The following is a 13875-nucleotide window of genomic DNA, read 5'->3' on the forward strand; positions in this document are numbered from 1 at the left end:
GTCAATAGCCCATCAGGCTAAGCACTTCCTTGCGGCTGCGCTGATCGTCGAGGAAGCAGCCGAGCAGGCGGCTCGTCACCATCCCGACCCCCGGCGTCCGCACGCCGCGCCCGGTCATGCACCCGTGCTGCGCGTCGATGACGACCGCCACGCCGTGCGGATGCAGATTGTCCCAGATGCAGCGCGCGACCTCGGCGGTCAGCCGTTCCTGCACCTGCAACCGCCGCGCATAGCCGTTGAGCACGCGCGCGAGCTTGGAAATGCCGACGACGCGGTCGCGCGGCATATAGGCGATCGACGCCTTGCCGGTGATCGGCGCCATATGATGTTCGCAGTGCGACTGGAACGGAATGTCCTTCAGCAACACCAGCTCGTCATAGCCGCCGACTTCTTCGAAAGTCCGCGCCAGATGGATCGCCGGATCATCGGCATAGCCGCTGCAATATTCCTTCCACGCGCGCGCGACGCGCTTGGGTGTATCGAGCAAGCCTTCGCGGGCCGGGTCGTCGCCGGCCCATTCGATCAGCGTCCGCACCGCATCCGCGACATGGTCGGGAACGACCACCTTGCCGTCCGGCCCCGTTTCAACTTTGCTGTCGCTCATCGCCCCACTTTCACTGTTGCTTTCTTGCCGCACATTTCGGTGCCAATGCGCCGATAAGCAAGGGCTGGACAACAACAAATCTGCCCGGCGCGCAAGTTTACGTTGCGGAAACTTGGCTTTTTGCTTTTTTACAATCGTGCCGTTTCGCGTCACTTTCCGGATCGAACAAGTGACTTGACGCTTGCGTCAACTAAGCGCACCTTTGAGTTGCATTACAGAACCCGCTCAAGCGGGTCGTGATCCGGAGAGGCCGGCGTTTTCCCCGACGCCGGTGGGAGAGGACGATGACCAGCACAGCTGGCAAGTGGGATACACCAGGGCATCTGGCCGTTTCGGTCCGGCGCCCTTTGCCATGTCTGGTCTTATCCCCTCCCCTTACCACAATTTAAATTTGGGCGGCCCCGCACCTGCGGGATCGAAAAAGGGAGGCTATAGATGAAGTTCAAGGCACTGATCGGAACGTCGATCCTTGCGATGGCGGTGGCGACACCGGCGTGGGCGCAGGACGCGGCGGATGAAGTGGAACGCGATGCGTTTGGCGGCGAAATCGTCGTCACGGCGCAGCGCCAGTCGGAACGACTGCAGGACGTGCCAATCGCGGTCAGCGCCTTTTCCGCCGAAGCCTTGGAAGCGCAGCAGATCGAAAATGCCAGCGACCTTCAACTCACCCTTCCGAATGTCACCTTCTCAAAGGGCAATTTCACCGGTTCGAGCTTTACCATTCGGGGTATCGGCGATCTGTGCGTCGGCTTCAGCTGCGACAGCGCGACCGCTATCCATGTCAACGGCAGCCCGCTATTCGGCACCCGCCTATTCGAAACCGAATATTTCGATCTGGAACGGATCGAGGTGCTGCGCGGCCCGCAAGGGACGCTGTTCGGTCGCAACGCCACCTCCGGCGTGGTCAACTTCGTCACCGCCAAACCCAAGCCCAGCCAGTTCGAAGCCAGCGCCGACGGCGAATATGGCAATTTCAACGCGTGGAAAGTCAAGGGGATGGTCAATGTCCCGCTGGGTGACACGCTCGCCTTTCGCGCCGCTGGATTCTATCTGAAGCGTGACGGCTACACGACAAATCTTTTCGACGACAGCAGCATCGATGGGCGCGAAATGTACGCGGTTCGTGGTTCCTTGCGTTGGGAGCCGACCCCGGACACGACGCTGGATCTGATGGGCTATTATTTCCGTGAAAAGGACGATCGCCTCCGCATCCAGAAACAGCTTTGCCAGCGCGATCCGACGGGCGTGCTCGGCTGCCTCAACAACCGCCGCGATTACGGCAAAACCAACGGCAACTCGACCTTCCCCAGCGTGCTGGGGTCGCGCGAAGTTTTCGCGCTCAACGGCATCCCGCCTGCCCTCGGCCTGGGGACCGGCAGTCTGTACGGCCCCGACAATAATTTCGGCTCAGTCGAACCCACCGACGTCCGCACGGTCAACACCGATTTTACGCCGGAATATTTCACCGACGAAATCCAGGCGCAGGCGCATCTGGAACATAATTTCGGCAACGTCAGCGTCGGCCTTACCGGCATTTACCAGCGGACGCGGGTCGATTCACGGCAGGACTATAACCTCGACGTCGTCAACCGCGCGTCGATCCAGCCTGGGCTGAACTCGCTTGCCTTCCTTGCCGCCAATGGCATCCCGACCGGACTGCCTGCGCCGGCACCAGCTTTCGTTCCCGGATCGGCCGCCTATTTTGCGCCAATCGCCGCTGCGCTGATTCCCGACGGTCCGAGCGGCAGGGTCTGCACCTCAAACACCAATCCTAACGGCCTCGGCGCATTTGGTGGCGACAGCATCTGCGGCACCAGTCCGCTCGCGTTCGACCGTTCGGTTGCGAAAAACGAGAGCTGGGCATCGGAAGCGATCATTGCCAGCGACTTCGATAGTCCGTTCAATTTCCTGCTCGGTGGCATTTATTCGGAATCGGTGACGACCGATGGCGACTATTATGTCAATGCCTTCCCGATCGACTATTTCGCTGCCCTGTTCGGCACATTCTCGGCTTTGGGCGCCGGCGCCCCCCCATCCTTTCTCGGCTCACCCTATTTCAAGAACCATGACGAGCGCTTCAAACTGACCTCCTACGGCATCTTCGGGGAAGCATATTTCGAGGCTAGCGATCGGCTGAAGCTGACCGTCGGCCTGCGATACAACAACGACAAAAAGCACGACATCTCGAACTCCACACTCGCCAACTTCCTTGTTCCCTATGGAACGACCGGCGACATCTTCAATTCGCCTTTCGCGGGCGGGTACGACGCCGATACGGGCGCAACCGGCCTGCCCGGACCGCAAAAATTCCGTGACCGGACCGTCAAATTTGACGAATTCACTGGACGCGCGGTGATCGATTTCAAGCTGACCGACGACAATCTTCTCTACGCATCCTATTCGCGGGGCTATAAATCGGGCGGCATCAACCCCGCGCTTCAGGTGATCATTCCCGGCGTAACCGAATCCTTCGATTCCGAAATCGTCGATTCCTTCGAAATCGGATCGAAGAACACGTTCGGCAACGGAGCACTGCAGCTCAACCTCACGGGCTTCTATTATAAATACAAAGGCCTGCAGCTGAGCCGCATCGTCGCCCGCACGTCGCTCAACGATAACATTGATGCCGACATCTATGGTTTCGAGGCCGAAGGCATCATCCGACCTGATCCCGACTGGCTGATCAACCTTGGCTTCAGCTATCTGCACACAAAGGTTACCGACGACACGCTGTTCATCAACCAGCGCGATCCGTCGGGCGGGCTGCCCAATTCGGTGATCATCAAGGATATTTCGCAAGCCTTCAACTGCGCCGTTGTCGCCAATGTCGGCGGACAGGCTACCGCGGACGGCTTCGTGACCGCAGTGAATAACGGCATCAACGCAACGCGGGGACTGACCGCCGCGAATGGCCTGCGCGGCCCGACAGCGTTCCCGTCGGATGCCAATTTGGGCGCCGCGACGGGGGCGTTCAGCAGTTGCGCCGCGCTCGAGACGGCGGCGGCCGGAACCGGCGGCGCGATCACCGTCTACGGCGGCGGCGTTCCGATCAGCATCAAGGGCAACAAGCTGCCGCAGGCTCCGAACGTCAAATTCTCGGCCGGTGTCCAGCATACTGTCAATTTCTCTGGCGGCATGTCGCTCGTCCCGCGCCTCGACCTCACGTACACCGGTGACAGCTATGGCAATATCTTCAACGGCCGGGTGAACAAGGTGAAGGGCTATGCCCAGGCGAACGCGCAAATCCAGCTGAATGGTGCCGACGACCGCTGGTATGTCCGCGCCTTTGTCCAGAATATCTTCGACAGCAACGCCACGACGGGCCTGTATCTGACCGATCAGTCTTCGGGTCTGTTCACAAACATTTTCACTCTCGATCCGCGCCGTTATGGCCTCGGTGCGGGCGTGAAGTTCTAAAGCCAAGGCGGCAACGCCAACAAGAAACCCCGGCCTCTCCATCGAGAGGCCGGGGTTTCTTTTGTCCGCTGGTCGGGTGGGCCAAGGCGTCGCCGCCCCGGCCCGCCGCGATCAGAATTTGAAGCGAACGGTGCCGCCATAGGTGCGCGGCTGGCTGGGATAGCCCGACACGCTGCCCGCCTGTGCCACCGCCGGGAAGATCGTCGTGAGATACTGCGCGTTGGTCAGGTTGCGTCCCCACACGCCGACGTCCAGACCGTTGGTCAGGCGGATCGTGAACGATGCGTTGAGCGAGTTGACCTCGCGCTGCAAACCCTCGACGACGCCCGCCGGGAAGCCGCTCAGCCCCTCGACGATCTGGACCGGGCTTTCGTAGGCATAGTCGACGTGCGCAATCGCTTTGGTCCCGCCCGCAAATTCATGCGTGTAGGTGGCGCCCATCGACATCGACAAGGCCGGGATGCCCGCGGGCGTGGTGCCCGAGATGTCGCCGAACGCCGAATTGACGAAGCTGTCATATTTGGCGTCGAGATAGGTCGCCGCCAGCGTCAGGTTGAGCCCGTCGACCGGCCGCACCGAACCATCGAACTCGATCCCGAACGTCGACTGCTTGCCGGCGTTGGCCAGCGCGAAGCCGGTGCCGGTAAAGACGTTCGACTGGAAGCCCTTGATCGACTGTTTGAACACCGCGATGTTCACCGCCGCGACGTCCCACTGGCCCTTCAGACCGAACTCGTAAACGGTCGATTCTTCGGGAGCCGCGAAGCGCGAACCCGTTGCAAGGTTCGGGGTGCGGAGGCCCGCCGCCGTGATCGCGGCGAGATCCGACGCCAACGGGCGGCTGTCGCGCGACAGGTTGACCGAGCTTGCCTTGAAACCGGTCGCATAGGTCGCATAGACATTGACCGTGTCGGTCACTTCATAAGCGGCACGGACGCTGTAAGAGAAATCGCCATCGTCGGTCTTGCCGTCCTCGACCGAATTCGGGACGTTCAGGAACGGCGGCAGGAACTGGAACGCGCGCAGACCGCCCAGCGGGTTCGCCGCGGGGTTGTTCTGATTGGCGGCCGCGAAAGCCAGGAACTGCTGGAAAATCGGCGCGGTCGCAGGGTTGGTTGCGAAAGCAGCGACGGCGGCCGGATTGTTCGGATTGACTCCCGCCTGTTGCAAGGCACCACCCAGCAGCAACTGGTTGCGGAACGGCGCATATTGCGGCGCATCGAGGTTGATACCCGAGAACACGTCGGTGCTGATCACATTCGTCGAGAAATTCTTGCGATCCTTGGTGTAGTTACCGCCGAGCGACAGCGTCAGGCGGTCGTTTACTTCGAAATCGACGGTGCCAAAGATCGAGAAGGCCTCGTCCTTCAGGCGATACGCTTCATCGAGCCCGTCTCCCGCACGGAAGAAGGTGCCGACATAGCGGGCCGGTGCACCTTCAAGCGTGCCAAAGGTGCCTTCGAGCAGCGCGACGTTCAGCGCGTTGCCGCTGGCGGCGCGGATCAACGCGTCGCCATAGGGGCGGAACTGGGTCCCGAAGCGGATGTCGTTCTTCTGCTTGATCTTCTCGTTGAAATAATAGCCGCCGAGCAGGAAGTTGATCGGGCCGTCAAAGTCCGACGTGATGCGCAGTTCCTGGGTGAAGGTATCGATCCCCAGATCCTGGCTGTTCTCACCGATCAGGTCGGCGCCGGTGAAATCCGAATCCTGGTTGGTCAGCGCCTTGACCTTGCGGTAGGCGGTGATCGACGTCAGCGCGAGGTTGCCCAGATCATAGTCGATCTGCCCCGAACCGCCGTAGTTTTCGATCTCGTTCGTCGACAGGAAATTGTTGTAGACGTCGAACGAGAAGGGGTTGTTGGCATCGACGCTGGGGCCGCCAGCGAGGGCGTTGGTGATCGCAACGGTCGGACCGGCGATGACATTGCCGGCGATGCAGCAATTTTCGTCGATCTTGTCATAATCGCCGATCAGGCGGATCGACAGCGCGTCGGTCGGTTCGAACAGCAACTGGCCGCGCACGCCCCAACGGTTGCGGTCGTTGACGTCGGTGTCGAGCTTCAGATCCTGGGCATAGCCGTCGCGGCGGTTGTAGCTGCCGCCGATCGAGAAGGCGACGGTTTCGCTGAGCGGGCCGGTGACGTCGCCCTTGACGGTGATCGCGTTGAAATTGCCATAGGTCGCCTCGACCGAACCGCCGAAATCATATTGCGGCTTTTGCGTGACGATGCTGATGACGCCCGCCGATGCGTTTTTGCCGAACAGCGTCGACTGCGGGCCGCGCAGCACTTCGATACGCTCGACATTGGGCAAGTCGCCGATCTGGGCGGCCGAGCGCGAACGATAGACGCCGTCGATGAACACGCCGACCGACGGTTCGATCCCGGCATTGTTGGCGCCGTTGCCGAAGCCGCGGATGATGAAATTGGTGTTGGCGCTCGACTGGAGCTGCGACACCCGCAGGCTGGGAACCGCCGTCTGCAGGTCGATGAGGTCGCGGATCTGCGATTCCTCAAGCTGCGCCGCCGAGGTTACCGAAACGGCGACGGGCGTATCCTGCAACGTCTGCGACCGCTTTGACGCGGTGACGATGATGTCATTGCCATAATCGGTGTCGTCGACCGCGACCGCGCTGTCGTCGGCGGGGGCGGCGTCCTGGGCGAAAGCGATGGCGGGGGTGGCGCTGGCGCACAGCATCGTGGCGCCCAGCAAAAGGTTGCGCAAAGTCATGATGTCTCTCTCTCCAATCCGGTGCAAGCGCGGCCTTTTGCCAAAGAGGGAGATGCCCCACCGGAACCGCCCGCTGTAATAAAACCCGCCGCCGCGTCAACGCGGCGCCGCGGTTTCCAGCCGATTTTCTCGCGATTTGTGACCGAAAAGCAACAGTTTGCACTGCAACAAAAAACGCGCTTGATGGTCTGAAAAAGGGCTGCGACGGCCCTATTTGATCTCGCGCCACGCGCCGGGCGCGAGGTCGCCCAGATCCCATGCCCCTATCCGCAACCGCACAAGCCGTAGCGTCGGATAGCCGACCGCGGCGGTCATCCGCCGCACCTGACGGTTGCGCCCTTCGGTGATGACGATCTCCAGCCAGCTGTCGGCGACACTCTTGCGATATCGCACCGGCGGATCGCGCGCCCACAGCGGCGGCGGCGCAATGCGCCGGGCCTCGGCGGGCCGGGTCGGGCCATCGTTCAGATCAACCCCGGATCGCAGCCGGTCGAGGCTCGCCGCATCGGGCTCACCCTCGACCTGAACCAGATAGGTTTTGGGCGTTTTGTGCCGCGGCGACGCGATGCGCGCCTGCAACGCGCCATCGTCGGTCAGGATCAGCAAGCCTTCGCTGTCGCGGTCGAGCCGCCCGGCGGGATAGACGTGCGGCACATCGATATAGTCGGACAGTGTCGCGCGCGCCTCGGGCTGGCTGCGATCGGTAAACTGAGACAGTACGCCATAGGGTTTGTTGAACAGGATGATGCGACCCACGGTTTTTCTCCCCGCCACGCCGCACCACGGGCGCGACCAATCCTGCCGATGCCTATCAGGAAAATGGTGCCCGGGGACGGGTTCGAACCGCCGACACTGCGATTTTCAATCGCATGCTCTACCAACTGAGCTACCCGGGCTGGGCCGCTGCGACCCGATGGCCGCGCTGGCGAGCGGCGGCTATAGGCAGGGCTTTGTGTCCTGTCCAGTGGCTTTGTGATGCCGGTTTTTCGGCGTCAGTCGTCGTCGAAACGGTCGTTATCGGCGGTGCCGTCGGGCGCTTGGGCGGCGGGCACGCGATAGTCCTCGCCGAACCAGTTCAGCAGGTCGCGGTCGCGGCAACCGCGGCTGCAAAAGGGTTTGAATTCCGCCTCGCGCGGCTTGCCGCAGAGGGGACAGCGCGGCGATCTACTGGGCATGCCCAATTCCTTTGCTGGCGGCGTCGGGGGTCAGCTGAACAGGACGGCCGGTGCGGTTTTGCAGGGCGGCAATCCACGCCGGATGGGCTGCAACATGATCGATCACCGCGGGCCGCACGGTCAGGGTCAACAGCCCCGTTCCCACCGCGCGCTCGGCCTGACGCAGCAGCAGCGCCGCGTCGGTGGAGATGGGATCAAGCACGACCTGTTCGATCAGCGACGGACGATCGCGGCGGCGGATAATCTGCATCAGCCCGAAGCCGTTGACCGCGGTGCGTTCATAGGGCTGCGGTAGCGCCGCATCGACCGCGGCGTCGATCGCATGGCGCCCGGCACGATCAGGCACCGAAGGAAAATCGATGCCAATCGACCCGCCGATGTCGCAGCAGCGGATCACCCCCGCCGCGGCCTTGGCGCCCGCCTTGGCCAGCGCCAGCGCGTCGCCGTCGCCATCGATGTCGATCAGCACCATCGCGGGCGTCGCATCGACCCACAGCGCGCCGCCATCGAACGGCCAGTGGCCGGTGCGGACATGGTCGATCAATTCGGACCAGCCGGCCTGCTCCAGCCGGTCGGGATCGGTCGAGCGCAGGTCGGTTACCGGCAGGCCGCTCGCGGCAATGCGGGTGTGCAGATCGGGGCCATCGCCGATCGCTGCGCCGACCTCGGCCAGCCGCGCCCGCGCCGGCTTGTCGCGGCCGCGCTCGCGCAGGCTCATGCGGGTGACCTCAACCGTCAGCGCGGCGCCGATCGACGTCGCGGGCGGCAATCCGGTCAGCGAGGCCATTGGCGCGCCGGGCCAGTCGAGCGCCACCAGCGGCGCCTTCCCGGCCTCGACCAGCCGCGCCGCAACAATCGCGCCGACCCGCGGCCCGGCGCCCTCGCGCTCGATCCGCGCTTCCAGGATTTCGTCGCCGTCGATCAGCGCCGCGCGCGCCTCGCCGATCCCGGCCTCATAGAGCCACTCAGCCAAGCGCGATGCCAGCGCTGGTCAGCAGCGTGCGCGTTTCAAACAACGGCAGGCCGACGACATTCGAATGGCTGCCCGACAGGAAGCGGACAAAAGATTCGGCGCGGCCCTGAATCGCATAACCACCCGCCTTGCCCATGCCCTCACCGCTTTCGACATACCAGTCGATCTCGGCGGCGCTCAGCACCTTGAACGCGACGACGGTGTCGGCGACGCGCACCCGCGGCTTGCCGTCGGTGCCGACGACGCACAGCCCCGAATAGACATGGTGGCGCCGCCCCGACAACAACGCCAGCATCCGGCGCAGATCGGCTTCGTCGGTGGGCTTTTCCAAAATGCGCCGCCCGATCGCAACGGTCGTGTCGCCCGCCAGCACCACCTCATGCGGCGCGCGGTCGACCGCCAGCGCCTTGCCCTTGGCGAGCCGCGCGACATAGTCGCGCGGCAGCTCGGCCTTCAGCGGCGTTTCGTCGATGTCAGGGGACGCGATACGCGCCGGAACCACGCCAATCCGCGCCAGCAACTCACGCCGCCGCGGCGATGTCGACGCGAGGACCAAAACCGGCATGGGCGCGGGATAATCCACCGCGCCGCTCACTTGAAGCGATAGGTGATCCGACCCTTGGTCAGGTCATAGGGGGTGAGTTCGACGAGCACTTCGTCGCCGACCAGCACACGGATGCGGTTCTTGCGCATCTTCCCGGCCGTGTGGCCCAGAATTTCGTGGTTGTTTTCCAGTTTGACGCGAAACATCGCGTTGGGCAGCAGTTCGACCACTTGGCCGCGCATTTCCAGAAGTTCTTCTTTCGCCATCAGTCCTCAAAGGGTTTCGCTATCAAAGGATGCGCGCCCATAGCCGCAAATTGCGGCAATGGAAAGCGGTCTGTCATTCGACGAACCGCAGCTTTCGCGCGATCCGCCAGGCCACCGTCTTGGCCCAGGCATAGCTTGGCCAACGCGGCGGCATCGCGGGATCGAGCCCCATACGCCGCAGCGCCGCATTGGCCGCATGCGCCTCCGCTTCGCGATAGCTCCATTCGCTGCGCCAGGTGATCGACAGCGAGATCGACGGCGCATCGCCATTGGCGACGAAATGCGGCGCCATCACCGGCATCAGCACCGCGTCGCCGGGGCCAAGCGGCACTTGCTGCGCGCCGTCTCGATAGACTTCGGCCCATGGCAGGTTGCGATGACCGCCAGTGTGGTACCGCTCATGTTCGCGGCGATGCGCAAAACGTTCGTCGCCCGACGGCCAGACGTTCATCACCTTGGTCCCGCGCAGTTGCAGCAGGATATTATGCTCGGGATCGAAGTGGAACGGCGTGATCGAACCCGGCGACGAGATGAAGATGAACCCCTGCGGCGTCAGCATCGCGCCGGTGCGCGGGTTCACCACCGGCTCGAGTTCGCCGAGCAGGTCCAGCAGGAGCGTGCGATAGGCGGGAACATTCTCGATATTCTTGAGCACCGCCCAGCTGCCATTCGTATCGATGGTGCGGATCGTCTCGCCGATCGACAGGCCGTTCGACGGCACGTCTTCGGGGCGGATGCCGATCGGCACATTGCCCGGATTATATTCGACCTCGCTCGCCGGCAGGCCTTCGCCAAGCTCTGCCAGCGCCTCGATCGACAGCAACGGATGGTCGGGCAGATGATGGTGGAGCAGCCCCGCCTGCTGCGGATACAGCGCCGCCATCGCCGCCAGCGTGGCGGGCGGAAAGACGGGCGCGGCGATCGGCTGGTGGGCAGTCATGTCGGGCTTTCTATCGCATTATCGGACGCGGGGGCACCCTTGCGGCGCCGCCAGAACCGTTCCGCCCGCGTCAGCATCGCGAACCGCAGCCGGTCGGCAGGGGCGGACAGCGCGGCGTTGACCCAGACCAGTGCGCGGCGCTCGCGCCAGACGCTGTCGATCATCGGATGGTCGGGCGCGGCGCAGCTGTCGACCCACGCTATCGCCGGATCGTCGAGCAGATCAAGATTGGCTTGTTGCAACAGCACGCCGGGTGAAAAGCGGGCATAATCCTCGTCGAATGCGGTCTTGAACGAAAAGCCGCCCGGCGGCGCGAGGAAGTTGATCAGCATCGCGAGCGGGTGCTCGTCCAGATCGAGCGCGCGCATGTCGAGCCGTCCCGCGTCGGCGGCGCCTCCGATGGTCGCGCGGAACCACGCCTGGGTATCGCTATGGCTCGCGAGCGCCGACCCGGCACGACCTTTCCAGCCGCGCGCCTCAACGTCGAGAAACGCATCGATCCACGGCTCAATCGCCTCGCCCGCCTGCCAGCGGCGAAACGTCACGGCACCCTGTTCGGCGAGCCGGTTCGCTTGCCGCCGCAGTTCCTTGCGCTTCTTCGCGCGCACCGCGGCGTCCCAATAATCCTCGGGCGACAGGTCGCTGGCGAGCAGCGCGCGTTCCTCGCGGTGAACGACCTCGGCCTCGCCCCCGCGCACCCGTGCGACATCGACCAGCGCGCGATGCAGCGGGCCGTTCTCGGTCAGGCGCGGCACATGCAGCAGCGTGCGCGCCCACTGCGCTGCATCGCACCAGCCGAGCAGGATCGACCAGAACAGGCTTTCGAAGCCAGCGCGCACCAGTGGGGCGCCATGGAAATGATTGGGATGCGCCCAGCCACTGACATGGCGCAGCGGCAGGCGGCCATAACGCGTCGCCAGCGCGATCGGTATGATCCCGATCACCGGCCCGTCGCTGCCATCGCGAACCATCACCAGTCGCGCCCTGCGTTCGGGATCAAGCAGGTGCAGCGCCGATTGCAGGCACCAGCGTTCGGCAAAGGGATTGGGCTCGCTGGCCTCCGCCGCCAGCCGGTCCCACGCCGCCGCCAGCTCGTCCGACAACGCCAGCGGGTCGACGACCCGGACGGTCAACGGGGCGGCGGGCGCGGCCTGGGCGGGAAAGGCGGGGTGCACCGTCATCGGGTGGAGGTTAGCAGGGAAGCGTTAAAATGGGGTGGCTGAAATTGCCGTCGCCCCCGCGCAGGCGGGGGCCGCAATCGGCCTATTCCTGCTTCGCGGCGTAAACCTACAGCGGCCCCCGCCTTCGCGGGGGCGACGAATCATCCTCAAATTCCGAACAATTTCGCGAGTGACTTTTCCAGCATGAAAAACTGCCAGATCAATCGGCCATGATCGCGCCGCCCCGACTGGTGCGCCGCGACGATGCGCTCGATTTCGGCCATGTCGAACCAGCCCGACCGCGCCAGCGTCGACGAGGTCGCCAGCCCCTTCGCCTGCTCGACCAGCGGCCCGCGGAACCACTGCGACACCGGCGTCACAAACCCCATCTTGGGCCGATACAGGATGTCATGCGGCAGATAGCGTTCCATCGCCTGCTTCATAATCGCCTTGCCGGTCGATCCCTTGACCCGCATCGACGCGGGCAGGCTCGCGGCGAATTCGATCAGCCGGTAATCGAGCAGCGGTTCGCGCGCCTCCAGGCTGACCGCCATGCTCATCCGGTCGGTCTTGGTCAGAATGTCGCCGGGCAGCCAGATCATCAGATCGGCATATTGGGCGCGGTCGAGCGGCTCGCGCGCCGGCGCGTCGGCCATCGCCCTCCAGTAGCGCGCCTCGGCGACATGATCGCCCAGCGCATGATGCGCCGCGTCGTTGAAAAGGCGCGAGCGTTGGGCGATGCCCGTCACCCCGACCGCCTCGGCATAACCCTCCGCCCCGCTTTTCGACAGGCTGGCGAGCGTCGCACGGGCGCGCAGCGGGCGCGGCGCCCAGTCCATTTGCGGCCACAGCTTCGCCAGCGGGCCGAGCACCCCGCGGCGCATAAATCCAGGGATCAGCCCGCGCAGCTTTTCTTCCTGATGCTGGAACACCAGTCGGCGATAGCCCGCAAACGCCTCGTCGGCGCCGTCGCCCGACAGCGCCACCGTCACCTCTTCGCGCGCCAGTTCGCACACGCGGTACGTCGGCAGCGCGCTGGCGTCGGCAAAGGGCTCGTCGAAATGGTCGGCGATTGTGTCGACCAGTCCGAAATCACCCGGCGATACAGTGCGGGTTCGGTGATCGGTCGCGAACCGCTCGGCGATCTGCTGGGCGTATGCGGTCTCGTCGAGCGCCGCCTGGTCGAAACCGATGGTGCAGGTCTTGACCGCCTTTGCGCTCGCCTCGGCCATCAAGGCAACGACCGAGCTGCTATCGACCCCGCCCGACAGAAAGGCGCCGAGCGGCACATCCGCGACCATCCGGTCGGTCACCGCGGCGCGCATCAGATGGACGAGATGCTCCGCCGCCTCGCCTTCGCTCGCCCGGATGCGCTTGGAAAAATCGGGCGCCCACCAGCGCGTCGGCGGCGGCACCGGCTTGCCGCGTTCGAGCAGCAAATAATTCCCCGCGGCCAGCTTCTCGACGCCCGCGACGATGCAATTGTCATCGGGGACATAACCGAAAGCCAAGAAGTCCTCGATGGCGGTGAGGTTCGCTTCTTGTCGCAAGAGCGGATTGCGGAGCAGCCCCTTCAGTTCCGACGCGAACGCTACCGACCCGTCCGACAGCCGCGCAAAGTGCAGCGGCTTCACTCCCAGCCGGTCGCGCGCCAGGAACAGGCAGCCGCGCTGATGGTCGTGGATTGCAAAAGCGAACATGCCGTTCAGCCGCGACAGACAATCCGGCCCCCATTGCCGCCACGCCGCGATGATCACCTCGGTATCGCCGCTGGTGCGGAACCGGTGGCCGCGATCCTCAAGTTCGGAACGCAACTCGCGGAAATTGTAGATTTCGCCGTTGTAGGTGAGCGTCACCGCCTCGTCGTCGCTCGCCATCGGCTGCGGGCTGCCCTCGACGTCGATGATCGACAGGCGCAAATGGCCCAGCCCGACGCCCGGCGCAGTCCATTCGCCCGCCCCGTCGGGCCCGCGATGCTGCATCGGCGACAGCATCGCGCGCAGCCGTGCCGGATCGACCGGCTTGGCCGTTTCCAGATGATAGATGCCCGCGATCCCACACATGGT

11 protein-coding genes and 1 tRNA gene are annotated in these 13875 nt (G+C 64.1%); 1 reads left to right on the forward strand and 11 read right to left on the reverse strand.

Going from position 1 to position 13875, the window contains the following annotated elements; translation table 11 throughout:
• Position 1: 1 nt before the first annotated feature.
• On the reverse strand, positions 2–604 hold the full coding sequence (gene folE, locus J2X44_RS13365; protein ID WP_310084908.1) for a GTP cyclohydrolase I FolE: 603 nt from the start codon (positions 602–604) through the stop codon (positions 2–4).
• Between the two features lie 435 nt (positions 605–1039).
• Here folE and J2X44_RS13370 point away from each other — a divergent pair, with 435 nt between their 5' ends.
• The gene (locus J2X44_RS13370) at positions 1040–4021 is read left to right on the forward strand and encodes a TonB-dependent receptor domain-containing protein (RefSeq protein ID WP_310084911.1); all 2982 of its coding nucleotides are present in this window, start codon (positions 1040–1042) and stop codon (positions 4019–4021) included.
• Between the two features lie 111 nt (positions 4022–4132).
• On the opposite strand, the gene J2X44_RS13375 is transcribed toward J2X44_RS13370, so the two are convergent.
• From J2X44_RS13375 to J2X44_RS13420, 10 genes are all read right to left on the reverse strand, one after another.
• Positions 4133–6751: a TonB-dependent receptor domain-containing protein gene (locus J2X44_RS13375; RefSeq protein WP_310084914.1), complete on the reverse strand. Its 2619-nt coding sequence runs from the start codon at positions 6749–6751 to the stop codon at positions 4133–4135.
• A 210-nt stretch (positions 6752–6961) separates the two neighbouring features.
• Positions 6962–7507 (reverse strand): pseudouridine synthase, encoded by a 546-nt coding sequence (locus tag J2X44_RS13380; RefSeq protein WP_310084916.1) that lies wholly within the window; start codon positions 7505–7507, stop codon positions 6962–6964.
• Between the two features lie 64 nt (positions 7508–7571).
• A tRNA-Phe gene (locus tag J2X44_RS13385) sits at positions 7572–7647 on the reverse strand.
• 96 nt (positions 7648–7743) lie between these two features.
• The gene (locus J2X44_RS13390; protein WP_310084919.1) at positions 7744–7926 is read right to left on the reverse strand and encodes a DNA gyrase inhibitor YacG; all 183 of its coding nucleotides are present in this window, start codon (positions 7924–7926) and stop codon (positions 7744–7746) included.
• Complete coding sequence (locus J2X44_RS13395) at positions 7916–8899, reverse strand: ribonuclease (protein WP_310084922.1); 984 nt, start codon at positions 8897–8899, stop codon at positions 7916–7918. Before J2X44_RS13395 ends, J2X44_RS13390 begins: the two co-directional genes overlap by 11 nt.
• Positions 8892–9464 carry a Maf family protein gene (locus J2X44_RS13400; protein WP_310084924.1) on the reverse strand — a complete coding sequence of 191 codons (573 nt, stop codon included), beginning with the start codon at positions 9462–9464 and terminating at the stop codon, positions 8892–8894. The genes J2X44_RS13395 and J2X44_RS13400 overlap by 8 nt, the downstream gene beginning before the upstream one ends.
• Before the next feature lie 26 nt (positions 9465–9490).
• The gene (gene infA, locus J2X44_RS13405; RefSeq protein WP_120216844.1) at positions 9491–9709 is read right to left on the reverse strand and encodes a translation initiation factor IF-1; all 219 of its coding nucleotides are present in this window, start codon (positions 9707–9709) and stop codon (positions 9491–9493) included.
• 73 nt (positions 9710–9782) lie between these two features.
• Positions 9783–10649 carry a cupin-like domain-containing protein gene (locus J2X44_RS13410; RefSeq protein ID WP_310084928.1) on the reverse strand — a complete coding sequence of 289 codons (867 nt, stop codon included), beginning with the start codon at positions 10647–10649 and terminating at the stop codon, positions 9783–9785.
• Positions 10646–11830: a GNAT family N-acetyltransferase gene (locus J2X44_RS13415; RefSeq protein WP_310249311.1), complete on the reverse strand. Its 1185-nt coding sequence runs from the start codon at positions 11828–11830 to the stop codon at positions 10646–10648. Before J2X44_RS13415 ends, J2X44_RS13410 begins: the two co-directional genes overlap by 4 nt.
• A 146-nt stretch (positions 11831–11976) precedes the next feature.
• Positions 11977–13872 carry an XrtA/PEP-CTERM system amidotransferase gene (locus J2X44_RS13420; RefSeq protein WP_310084933.1) on the reverse strand — a complete coding sequence of 632 codons (1896 nt, stop codon included), beginning with the start codon at positions 13870–13872 and terminating at the stop codon, positions 11977–11979.
• Positions 13873–13875: the final 3 nt, after the last annotated feature.

Origin of the sequence: Sphingopyxis sp. BE259, from assembly GCF_031457495.1 — a bacterium.
Taxonomy (GTDB): Bacteria; Pseudomonadota; Alphaproteobacteria; order Sphingomonadales; family Sphingomonadaceae; genus Sphingopyxis.

Bases quoted from the DNA above. Each gene is read 5' to 3' on its own strand.
- folE (WP_310084908.1), bottom strand. From the start codon at position 604: ATGAGCGACAGCAAAGTTGAAACGGGGCCGGACGGCAAGGTGGTCGTT.
- J2X44_RS13370 (WP_310084911.1), top strand. From the start codon at position 1,040: ATGAAGTTCAAGGCACTGATCGGAACGTCGATCCTTGCGATGGCGGTG.
- J2X44_RS13375 (WP_310084914.1), bottom strand. From the start codon at position 6,751: ATGACTTTGCGCAACCTTTTGCTGGGCGCCACGATGCTGTGCGCCAGC.
- J2X44_RS13390 (WP_310084919.1), bottom strand. From the start codon at position 7,926: ATGCCCAGTAGATCGCCGCGCTGTCCCCTCTGCGGCAAGCCGCGCGAG.
- J2X44_RS13400 (WP_310084924.1), bottom strand. From the start codon at position 9,464: ATGCCGGTTTTGGTCCTCGCGTCGACATCGCCGCGGCGGCGTGAGTTG.
- infA (WP_120216844.1), bottom strand. From the start codon at position 9,709: ATGGCGAAAGAAGAACTTCTGGAAATGCGCGGCCAAGTGGTCGAACTG.
- J2X44_RS13410 (WP_310084928.1), bottom strand. From the start codon at position 10,649: ATGACTGCCCACCAGCCGATCGCCGCGCCCGTCTTTCCGCCCGCCACG.
- J2X44_RS13415 (WP_310249311.1), bottom strand. From the start codon at position 11,830: ATGACGGTGCACCCCGCCTTTCCCGCCCAGGCCGCGCCCGCCGCCCCG.
- J2X44_RS13420 (WP_310084933.1), bottom strand. From the start codon at position 13,872: ATGTGTGGGATCGCGGGCATCTATCATCTGGAAACGGCCAAGCCGGTC.